The following is a 10,844-nucleotide window of genomic DNA, read 5'->3' as shown; positions in this document are numbered from 1 at the left end:
TTTTCCAGTCCGACAATTCTCCCTTTTCGCCACCCAAGCCCCACCCAATCCCAACGCTTCCGCCGGCCTCGTGAACGGGCGGAAATGTGGGCAAAACGCACAAAATCCGGGAAAAAAGACCGGCCTCTGAACTCTCCGGTCGCGCTCTCAACAGGAACGCATGGCCTATAAAAGGCGACTCGTTTTGCGCCGTCAAGGATTCGTTTACGTAGCTTTTGTGACCCCAATATCTTGTGTGTCACAGATGTGGATAACGGGGACAGAAAGGGCCTGCGCAACTCCCGGTTCTGCCGGCCGTCGGCAACGACTCGAAGCCGGCGGGGACCATGCCGGCCGAGCGGCTTTTCATTTTAGCTGGCTTGCACTATGTCTTGCCCTTCGCGCGGGGGCGCGTCTTGTCAACCGGAAAAGCATCCGCTACGCCCCGCTCATGACAGTTACCGTCCGTTTCGCCCCGTCGCCGACCGGCCGCATCCATATCGGCAATGCGCGCACCGCTCTGTTCAACTGGCTGTTCGCCGCGAACAACAAGGGCCGCTTCATCCAGCGTTTCGACGACACCGATATCGCCCGTTCCAAGCAGGAATTCGCCGATTCCATCCTCTACGACCTGCACTGGCTTGGCATCTTCCCGGACGCCACCGAATACCAGTCGCGGCGCGTCGAGATCTATGACGCCGCCGTCGAGCGTCTGAAGGAGGCGCGCGTCCTCTACGCCTGTTACGAGACGCCGGAAGAGCTCGATCTGCGCCGCAAGGTGCGCCGCACGCGCGGCCTGCCGCCGGTCTATGGCCGCGAGGCGCTGACGCTGACGCCGGAGCAGGTGGCCGAATACCAGTCGGACGGCCGCCGCCCGCATTGGCGCTTCCTGCTGCCGAACTTCACCAGCGATCCGCTGCAGCCCGAGCGCACCGAGATCCACTGGAACGACCTGGTGCGCGGCGAGGAGACCGTCGATCTCGCCTCGCTGTCCGATCCCGTGCTGGTGCGCGAGGACGGCACCTATCTCTACACGCTGCCGTCGGTGGTCGACGACATCGAGATGGGCGTCAGCCATGTCATCCGCGGCGACGACCATGTCACCAACACCGGCGTGCAGATCGCGCTGTTCCAGGCGCTCGGCGCCGAGCCGCCGGTCTTCGGCCACCATAATCTCTTGACCACGGTCTCGGGCGAGGGCCTGTCGAAGCGCACCGGCGCGCTGTCGATCGAAAGCCTGCGCGAGAACGGTATCGAGCCGATGGCGGTCGCCTCGCTGGCGGTGCTCGTCGGCACGTCGGAGAATGTCGCGGCGGCGCACGATCTTGCCGACCTCGCCGGCCATTTCGATCCGGCCGCGACCTCGAAATCGGCGGCCAAGTTCGATCCGGACGAGCTGTTCGTGCTCAACCGCACGCTGATGCACCACATGCCGTTTGCCGAGGCGCGCGACCGGCTGATCGTGCTGGGTGTTTCAGGCGACAAGGCGGAGCCGTTCTGGATGGCCGTGCGCGGCAACCTCGACAGGCTGGCCGACGCGGTTGCCTGGTGGCGTATCGTCGATCAGGGACCGCAGGAGCCGGCGGAGTTTTCCGGCGAGGATCGGGACTTCCTGCACCAGGCGTTCGACCTGTTGCCGGATGAGCCGTGGAACGGCACCGTCTGGAAGGATTGGACCGGCAAGATCCGCGAAGCAACCGGGCGCAAGGGCAAGGCGCTGTTCATGCCGCTCAGGCTGGCGCTTACTGGACAGCCTTCCGGGCCGGAGCTTGCAGATCTATTGCCCCTGCTGGGTCGGGAAGGAACGATGGCCCGACGACCCTGACCTTGCGCTGCTCCGGGGGCAGCGCCGACACCGGCGATGTCGCCGGCTTCTCGGCCAGGCGTTTGATGGCGTCGCGGTCGAGCCCGCCTTCGGCATTGGCCAGCGTCTCCGGATCGGCGCCCGGATCCGGCTTGGTACCGGGCATGGGAACGAAGGGCGCCGTGGCTGCCTCGGGGTCGGGCTGCCCGGGGTTCGGCGGATTGCCGGCGATGATCTCGAAATTCTGCGCCTGCGCGTTGCAGCCGCAGGCCGACGGCCGCGCCATGTTGCTCTGCTTGTAGAGATAGGCGCTCGGTAGTTCGCTGTACGGCTTGCCAGTCACCGACGAGGTCATCGCGCCAGCATCGTCGTCCATGCCACGCGTGTAGAACACCTGCATCTCGGTGCCCGGGCAGCTCGATTCGCAATTCTTCTGATCGCGCTCGAAATCGCCATAGGAAGCGGCGTTCGACATCGGGAAGAAATAGCCGTCGCAGGTGCGCACGCATACGGTGCGGAATTCACCGTTCAGCCGCGGCAGGTCCATGCCGTCTGGCTGGTTGATGACGCGGCGGATGTTGCGCTCGCTCGGATCGTCCGGCGGCACGTCAGGCGCATCGGGCGTGTCGAGCGCTTCGAGCTCGCGGTTGCCGCCGCCAAAGAGCTGCTCGAACAGATTGCCGCCGCCGCCATTGTCGCGCGCGGCCTCCTCGATCGGAGCGCGCCTCGGCGCGATCTCGTCGTCGCGGCAGCCATTGGCATCGAGCGCCGCCAGGATACGGCCTCGATCGCGGCGGGTGCCGCCGCCTGAAAGACGCTCGCGCTTCGCCAGCAAGGCGTCGAGATTGGCGTTCATGCGATCGATGTTCGCGTTGATCGCGGCGCATTTGTTGACGTTGCGCGAAAACAGCGAGAAGCCGCAGCCGGCATCGCTCGCCCGGTTGCGCGCCTTCGTCATCTGCTCGCGCTGGCGCGCGATGGCGTCGTCATATTTGCGGATTATCGCCGGTCCGCCACCGCCGCCGCGACTGGCATCCAGCTCCGCCTCGAGCTGGCGGCACATGCGCGAGGCGGCCTGCGGCTCGGTCACGGCGACAGCCGACGTCGCCAGCGCCGCGAGCAGCGCCGCAAGGTGGGTCAGCTTCAACCCCGCGCCCTTCATTCGCCTGAAACCCCGATTGCCAGCCTGTCGCATAGACTAGCGTGTCCGCGGTTAAACCTGTCTTTACTTTGCAGCCGAAAGCACTTGAGTCTGCGAGCCGCAGTCTACCGCCAAATCCGGCCTCAGCCCAGATTGACGACCGCCTGCGCCTTGTGCGCCGCCTCGACCACCGCCAGTGCCGTCATGTTGACGACGCCGCGCGACGTCACCGAGGGCGTCAATATATGCGCAGGCTTGTCGGTGCCGAGCAGGATCGGGCCGACATGCAGCGCGTCCATCATGGCGCGCAGCGCCGTCAGCGTTATGTTGGCCGAATCGAGGTTCGGGAACACCAAGAGGTTGGCTTCGCCCTTCAGCCGCGAATGCGGATAGACGCGCTGGCGCAGGTGCTCCGACAGCGCCGAGTCGGCATGCATTTCGCCGTCGCACTGCAATTCGGGCGCGATGCGCGCCAGGATCGCCGCCGCCTGGCGCATCTTCAGCGCGCTCGGGGAATCGCGCGAGCCGAAGTCGGAATGCGACAGCAGCGCTGCCTTCGGCTCGATACCGAAACGCTGGATCTCCTCCGCCGCCAGCACCGTCATCTCGGCGATCTCCTCGGCCGTCGGATCGACCGAGACATGGGTGTCGGTGAGGAAGATGATGCCGCGCTGCGAGATCAGCATGGAGAGGGTCGAGAGATCGCGGTCCTTGATGCCGGCACGTGGGCCGATGATCAGCGTGACGTTGCGCAAATGCCGCTCGAAACGGCCCTCGAGGCCGCAGACCATGGCGTCGGCATCGCCACGCTTCAGTGCCAATGCGGCGATCACCGTGTTGTCGGTGCGCACCATGGTGCGCGCCGCTTCCGTCGTCACGCCGCGCCGCCCGGCAAGCTCGATCAGCAGGTCGACATAGTGGCGGTAGCGCGGATCCTCCTCCGGGTTGATCAGGCCGAAATCGACGCCCGGCTTGATGCGCAGCCCATAGCGCTTCAGCCTGACCTCGATGACATGCGGGCGGCCGATCAGGATCGGTTCGGCGATGCCTTCCTCCAGCACCACCTGCGCGGCGCGCAGCACACGCTCGTCCTCGCCGTCGGCATAGATGACGCGCTTGGCACTCGACGCCTTGGCCGTCGAGAACACCGGCTTCATCACCAGGCCGGAGCGGAACACGAAGCGGTTCAGCTTGTCGATATAGGCGGCGAAGTCGGCGATCGGCCTGGTGGCCACGCCGGTGTCGCAGGCGGCCTTGGCGACGGCCGGCGCGATGCGCAGGATGAGGCGCGGGTCGAAGGGCGAGGGGATCAGGAAATCGGGCCCGAAGATCGGCGTCTCGCCGGAATAGGCGCGCGCCGCGACATCCGATGGCTCTTCGCGGGCAAGGGCGGCGATCGCCCTGACCGCCGCCATCTTCATCTCCTCATTGATGGCGCTGGCGCCGCAGTCAAGCGCGCCACGGAAGATGTAAGGAAAGCACAGTACGTTGTTGACCTGATTGGGGAAATCGGAACGGCCGGTGCAGATCATCGCATCCGGTCTCGCGGCCCGCGCGGCCTCCGGCATGATCTCTGGATTGGGATTGGCCAGCGCCAGGATCAGCGGCTTCGGCGCCATGTGCTGCAGCAGTTCCGGCTTCAGGACGCCGGCGGCGGACAGGCCGAGGAAGACGTCGGCGCCGGGAATGACGTCGGCCAGGGTGCGCGCGTCGGTGTCCTTCACATAGGGGTCTTTCCAGCGGTCCATCTCGTCCGTGCGGCCCTTGTAGGCGACGCCGAACCTGTCGGTGACCCAGATGTGCTCGACCTTGGCGCCGAGCGAGACCAGCAAATTGAGGCAGGCAAGCGCGGCCGCGCCCGCGCCCGAGGTGACGATCTTGATGTCGGAAATCGTCTTGCCGGCGAACTCCAGCCCGTTGAGCACCGCGGCCGCGACGATGATCGCCGTGCCATGCTGGTCGTCGTGGAACACCGGAATGCCCATCCGGGCCTTCAACTGCTCCTCGACCTCGAAGCATTCCGGCGCCTTGATGTCCTCGAGGTTGATGCCGCCGAAGGTCGGCTCCAGCGCCGCGACCGTCTCGACCATGCGCTCGATCTCCGGCGCGTCGATCTCGATATCGAAGACGTCGATGCCGGCGAACTTCTTGAACAGCACCGCCTTGCCTTCCATGACCGGCTTCGAGGCGAGCGGCCCGATATTGCCGAGGCCGAGCACCGCCGAACCGTTGGAGACGACGCCGACCAGGTTGGCGCGCGCCGTATAATCGGCGGCGGTCGCCGGATCGTCGCGGATCTCGAGGCAAGGGGCGGCGACGCCCGGCGAATAGGCGAGCGCCAGGTCGCGCTGGTTGCCGAGCGGCTTGGTCGCCTGGATTTCCAGCTTTCCGGGAATGGGATGCTTGTGGAAGTAGAGCGCGGCCTCGTCGAGGTCCGACCGGGCCGGTTTCTTGTTCTCGCTGTCCATACCGGCCTCCTTGCGCTCCTGCTTTGCAGCCTTTTAGCATGCGGCGCGAGCTTTTCGCGACGGCAAATGACGCAATTGGCATTCAGATCGGCGAAGCGGGAATAACCAAGTTATTTCAGCCTCTTGCGCCGAGACTCTGCGATACGGCGGGCGGCCGGCGCCGGCAGCCGGTCAGAACGCGCTGACGTAGAGGCCGCCATCGACCGGAATGTTCTGGCCGGTGAGATAGCCGGCATGCACCGAGCACAGGAAGGCGCAGATCTGGCCGAATTCTTCGGGTGTGCCGAGGCGCTTGGCCGGCACGTCGGCGCTGATGCGGGCTTTTCGCTCGGCCGCGGCGGCGGGATCCTCGGTCGTGCCGGCCTCATGCGGACCACGCAGCCGGTCGGTATCGAGCTTGCCCGGCAGCAGGCTGTTGATGGTGACGTTGCGGTCGACCACCGTGCGCGCCACGCCGGCCAGAAACGAGGTCAGGCCGGCACGCGCGCCGGACGAGAGATCGAGGCCGGGGATCGGCACATAGACCGACAGCGAGGTGATATTGACGATACGGCCGAAGCCGCGCTTCGCCATGCCGTCGATCACCGCCTGGATCAGCTCGATCGGCGTCACCATGTTCTGCGTGACGCCCTCGATGATCTTCTCGCGGTCGAGCGTGCGGAAATCGCGCAGCGGCGGCCCGCCATTGTTGTTGACGAGGATGTCCGGGTCCGGGCAGGCGGCAAGCAGCGCCTTCTGCACCTCGGGCTTCGACACGTCGCCCGCGATCTCGATCACCTTGACGCCGAATTTTTCGCGGATTTCGGCGGCGGTCTTCGCCAGAAGCTCCGCGTTGCGGCCGTTGACGACGATATCGCAGCCGGCCTCGGCCAGCGCGATGGCGCAACCGCGCCCGAGCCCCTTGCTGGAGGCGCAGACAATGGCCTTCTTTCCGCGAATGCCGAGATCCATGACGGTCTTCTCCCTTGATTGAGCGCGGCAAGCTAGCGCTTGGGCTGGACCAATCGCAACCGTCATACGGTTGTTGCATGAATCGGGGCATAGGCTCTGCGAAAGCAACGGTGACAAGCGATGTCCGGCCCAGAGCCCCGCACTTTCCGATCGATGTTCATCTCCGACATCCATTTGGGGTCGAAGGCGGCCAAGGCCGACTTCCTGATCGATTTCCTCAGGCATCACGACGCCGATATCATCTATCTGGTCGGCGACATCGTCGACGGCTGGAGGCTCAGGCGCAGCTGGCACTGGCCGCAAAGCCATAACGACGTCGTGCAGAAATTGCTGCGCAAGGCGCGCAAGGGCGCCTCGATCACCTATATCGCCGGCAACCACGACGAGTTCGCCCGCCAGTTCCAGGGCGTGCATTTCGGCGGCATTGTCGTCGCCGACCGCGCCATCCACGAGACCGCCGACGGCCGGCGCCTGCTGGTCATCCATGGCGACCAGTTCGATACGGTGGTGCACAACCAGCGCTGGCTCGCCTATCTCGGCGACTACGCCTATGACGCGGCGATGCAGGTCAACCGGATCATCACGCGGCTGCGTCAATTGCTCGGCCTGCCTTACTGGTCGTTCTCATCCTGGGCCAAGGTCAAGGTCAAGAAGGCGGTCAACTTCATCGGCTCGTTCCAGACCGTGCTGAGCGACGAGGCGCGCCGCTCGCATGTCGATGGCGTCATCTGCGGCCACATCCATCACGCCGCGATCGAGAACTACGGCGATGTGCAATACATCAACACGGGCGACTGGGTGGAAAGCTGCACGGCGGTGGTGGAGCATTTCGACGGCCGCATGGAAATCCTGACCTGGGCTCACGTCCTGCCCGAGGCTCCGGCCGGCAAGGACGTGCTCGTTCCCGTCAACATCAGGGGCAGGGCAACGCAGGCGGCCTGACGCGAGGCCCCTGCGGGCGCAAACCCGCGTTAATCGATTAGTCCAGCCGGTTTCGCCGGGTTCTTCTCCATGTTAGGGATCGCCATACGTTGCGGCCGGTAGAACGCGGCGTAATTGGATCGATTCATGTCCTTGCCGCCGCTCACGCCTGAACAGCTCGTCAAGCCGCGCCATTTCGAGCTGCGCATGAGCCTGATCTTCGCCACGCTCTTCGTGTCACTCGGCACGCATCTGCCCTACTTCCCGCTATGGCTGCAGGCCAAGGGTTTCCATGCCGAGCAGATCGCCGTCATCCTCGCGGCGCCCATGTTCCTGCGCGTGGTGACGACGCCGCTGCTGACGGCGCTTGCCGACCGGGCGCGGGACCGCGCCAATGTTTATATCGCGCTGGTGGCCGCATCGATGCTGCTCGCCGCCGGCTATTTCCTGCCACCCACCTACGCCATCGTGCTCGTTGTCTCGCTGGCGCTGACCGTCGTCTGGACACCGCATTCGCCGATCGCCGATTCGCTGGCGCTATCGGGCGTGCGCCGCTTCGGCTCCAATTACACCAGCATGCGCAAATGGGGCTCGATCTCCTACCTCTGCGCCAATGTCGTCGGCGGCTTCATCCTGGCGCGCACGGGCGCCGAGGCGGTGCCGGTGATCATCTTCGTCGCGCTGGCCGCGGCCCTGGCCGCCGGCCTGCTTGCGCCAAGGCTTGGCCGTCCGCGGCGCGCCTCGCCGCTTTCGGCGGCTGACATCCAGCATTCGGCGCCGACGCTCCTCAACGCCTATTTCCTCTATTTCACCCTCGGCGTCGGCATCATCACCGCCAGCCATGCCTTTCTCTACGGCTTCGTCTCGATCTACTGGAAGTCGATCGGCATCAGCGACACCGTCGTCGGGCTGCTGTGGGCCTGGGACGTGGTCGCCGAGGTGTGCATGTTTGTGATGTTCACGCGCATCTTCGGGTCCGTTTCCGTTGCCACGGTGATGCTGATCGCCGCCATCGGCGCGATCGTGCGCTGGATCGCCTTTCCGCTGATCTGGCCGCTCGGCCTCGGCATTGCCGGCTTCTTCGGCGTCCAGACGCTGCACGCCGTATCGGTCGCTATGGTATTGATCGGCCTGCAGAAAATGATCGGTGAAACCGTCTCGGAGGAGCGCACCGGCGCCGCGCAAGGCATTGCCTACTTCTTCAACGGCTTCTTCATGGCCGTGGTGACGCTGGCGTCGGGCCCGCTCTACGATCGCTTCGGCGTCGACGGCTTTCTGGCGATGATCCCGATCGCGCTCATCGGGCTGGCGCTGATTGCGCTCGCCGCGCGCTCAGCCCCACAGCGTTCGGTCGGGGGGTGACACCAGCGACCCCTGGTACACAAGGCCGGGCGCGCGGTCCCTGGCGAGCAGCAACGGACCGTCGAGATCGACGAAGTCGGCGTCCTGGGCCAAAAGCACGGCCGGCGCCATCGCCAGCGAGGTGCCGACCATGCAGCCGACCATGATGTCGAAGCCGAGTTCGCGGGCGCGGTCGCGCAGCACCAGCGCTGCGGTCAGGCCACCCGTCTTGTCGAGCTTGATGTTGACGGCGTCGTAGAGGCCGACCAGCGCGTCGAGGTTCTTCGCCTCGTGCACGCTTTCGTCGGCGCAGATCGGCACCGGATGCGCGATCTCGCGCAGGATTTCGTCGCGGCCGGCGGGTAGCGGCTGTTCGATCAGCGCGATCCCTTGTTCGGCGGCGAAGGCGAGGTTTTCGACGATATTGTGCTCCGTCCAGCCCTCATTGGCATCGAGGATGATGCGGCTGCCGGGCGCCGCCTCGGTGACGGCACGGATGCGGGCTTTGTCGTTGTCGCCGCCGATCTTGACCTTGAGCAGTGGCCGCGCCGCATTGGCGCGAGCCTGCGCCGCCATCGCTTCGGGCTCGCCAAGCGACAGCGTGAAGGCTGTTTCCAGCGCTCTCAAGGGCACAGCGCGGATTGCATGCGCCACCGGCGCGCCGCTGAGCTTCGCTTCCAGGTCCCACAAGGCGCAATCGATGGCGTTGCGCGCGGCGCCGGCGGGCATGGCGTGGATCAGGGCAGCCCGGTCGATTCCGTCGGCGATCCGCCCGCGCATCGCCTCGATCGCTGCCTGCACGCCGTCCATGGTCTCGCCATAGCGCTTGTAGGGAACGCACTCGCCGCGCCCGGCATGGCCGTTTTCACGGATCGTCACCGTGATGACTTCCGCCTCGGTCTTCGATCCGCGTGAGATCGTGAAGGCTCCGGTGATGGGAAAACGCTCGGACTCGACCGAAATGACACGCGCCATATTTTTCTTCTCCGGCTGTGCGACAACGGGTCGCCGGCAAATGACAGCCCGGTTCCGGCAGGCTAAACAGGACGCCATGTTGACCATCCGCAAACGCGACGCAAGCGGCACCGCCGCCAAGGAGCCGAACGGCCAGCCGCGCGTCGCGGTCGGCCAGGAGGGCGGCGTTCTCGGTTGCGCCTTCTCGGGGAACTGGACGACGCGCACCGTGGCGCTGGTCGACGCCGAGATGCGCAAGATCGAAAAGCGCAGCGGCGTCAAGTCCTTGGCGCTCGATCTTTCGCATATCGACAAGATGGATACCGCCGGCGCCTGGCTGATCGACCGCCTGGTCAGCGCCTTCGAGAAGAAGGGCATCGAAGTCACCATGCAGGGGCAGAGCGAGATCGCCTCCATCCTGCTTTCCGCCGTCGGCGACGCCGTCCGGCGCGAGCCCGAATCGGGGCCGGCCGGTCCGCCCAACATCATCCTGCGCGCGCTCGAGGCGGTCGGCCGGCGCGTTTATGAGATGCGCGACGATTTCCTGGCCTCGATGAACATCCTCGGCGCCACCATCCGCGGCGCCCAGATGAAGCTCGGCCGCGGCCATGCCGTCAATCCGGCCGCGATCTTCAACCAGATCGACCGCATGGGCGTCGGCGCCATCCCGGTGGTGGTGCTGATGTCGGCGATCGTCGGCGCCATCGTTGCCCAGCAGGGCGCCTATCAGCTCAGCTATTTCGGCGCCGACATCTTCGTCGTCGACCTCGTCGGCGTGCTGATCCTGCGCGAGCTTGGCGTGCTGATGACGGCCATCATGATCGCCGGCCGTTCCGGCAGCGCCATCACCGCCGAGATCGGCTCGATGAAGATGCGCGAGGAGGTCGACGCGCTGAAGGTCATCGGCCTCAATCCGATCGGCGTGCTGGTATTCCCGCGGCTGGTCGCGCTGGTGATCGCGCTGCCTTGCCTCACAATCGTCGCCAATTTTGCAGCACTTGGCGGCGGCATCGTCGCCGCCTGGCTCTATTCCGACATTCCGCCGGCCGCCTTCCTCGACAGGCTGCGCATCGCCATCGACCTCAGCACCATCTTTGCCGGACTGATCAAGGCGCCGTTCATGGCCATGATCATCGGCATCATAGCGTCGGTGGAGGGCATGAAGGTCGGTGGCAGCGCCGAATCGCTCGGCCAGCACGTGACCGCCTCGGTGGTGAAGTCGATCTTCGTCGTCATCATCCTCGACGGGCTTTTCGCCATGTTCTACGCAGCGATCGAGTTTTGA

General features: G+C 65.5%; 8 protein-coding genes. 4 read left to right on the top strand and 4 right to left on the bottom strand.

Features of this window, described 5'->3' with window-relative positions; all coding sequences use genetic code 11:
* Positions 1 to 430 precede the first annotated feature (430 nt).
* On the top strand, positions 431 to 1,804 hold the full coding sequence (gltX, locus tag EN857_RS23330) for a glutamate--tRNA ligase (protein ID WP_127309159.1): 1,374 nt from the start codon (positions 431 to 433) through the stop codon (positions 1,802 to 1,804).
* Here the strand turns inward: gltX and EN857_RS23325 are convergent.
* The 3 genes from EN857_RS23325 to EN857_RS23315 all read right to left on the bottom strand — a co-directional run bounded on the left by EN857_RS23325 (position 1,722) and on the right by EN857_RS23315 (position 6,343).
* Complete coding sequence (locus tag EN857_RS23325) at positions 1,722 to 2,945, bottom strand: DUF2865 domain-containing protein (RefSeq protein ID WP_135859259.1); 1,224 nt, start codon at positions 2,943 to 2,945, stop codon at positions 1,722 to 1,724. The genes gltX and EN857_RS23325 overlap by 83 nt on opposite strands.
* 122 nt (positions 2,946 to 3,067) lie before the next feature.
* Positions 3,068 to 5,392: an NADP-dependent malic enzyme gene (locus tag EN857_RS23320; RefSeq protein WP_127394012.1), complete on the bottom strand. Its 2,325-nt coding sequence runs from the start codon at positions 5,390 to 5,392 to the stop codon at positions 3,068 to 3,070.
* Positions 5,393 to 5,563: 171 nt separating this feature from the next.
* The gene (locus tag EN857_RS23315; RefSeq protein ID WP_127394013.1) at positions 5,564 to 6,343 is read right to left on the bottom strand and encodes an SDR family oxidoreductase; all 780 of its coding nucleotides are present in this window, start codon (positions 6,341 to 6,343) and stop codon (positions 5,564 to 5,566) included.
* 120 nt (positions 6,344 to 6,463) lie between these two features.
* Here EN857_RS23315 and EN857_RS23310 point away from each other — a divergent pair, with 120 nt between their 5' ends.
* Positions 6,464 to 7,285, top strand: a complete 822-nt coding sequence (locus EN857_RS23310; protein ID WP_128347079.1) for a UDP-2,3-diacylglucosamine diphosphatase — start codon at positions 6,464 to 6,466, stop codon at positions 7,283 to 7,285.
* 126 nt (positions 7,286 to 7,411) lie between these two features.
* A complete protein-coding gene (locus tag EN857_RS23305) occupies positions 7,412 to 8,626 on the top strand; it encodes an MFS transporter (protein WP_135859260.1) in 1,215 nt (404 codons plus the stop codon).
* Here the strand turns inward: EN857_RS23305 and dgcA are convergent.
* Complete coding sequence (dgcA, locus tag EN857_RS23300) at positions 8,597 to 9,580, bottom strand: N-acetyl-D-Glu racemase DgcA (protein ID WP_127393921.1); 984 nt, start codon at positions 9,578 to 9,580, stop codon at positions 8,597 to 8,599. The two genes, EN857_RS23305 and dgcA, sit on opposite strands and share 30 nt — an antisense overlap.
* A gap of 76 nt (positions 9,581 to 9,656) precedes the next feature.
* Between dgcA and EN857_RS23295 the strand changes: the two genes are divergently transcribed.
* Positions 9,657 to 10,844 carry an ABC transporter permease gene (locus EN857_RS23295; RefSeq protein ID WP_127286685.1) on the top strand — a complete coding sequence of 396 codons (1,188 nt, stop codon included), beginning with the start codon at positions 9,657 to 9,659 and terminating at the stop codon, positions 10,842 to 10,844.

The sequence above is a fragment of the Mesorhizobium sp. M4B.F.Ca.ET.214.01.1.1 genome, from assembly GCF_004791545.1.
GTDB classification, from domain to species: Bacteria; Pseudomonadota; Alphaproteobacteria; order Rhizobiales; family Rhizobiaceae; genus Mesorhizobium; species Mesorhizobium abyssinicae.
The sequence above is the reverse complement of the archived record's forward strand: the minus strand, read 5'-3'. Positions and strand labels throughout refer to the sequence as shown.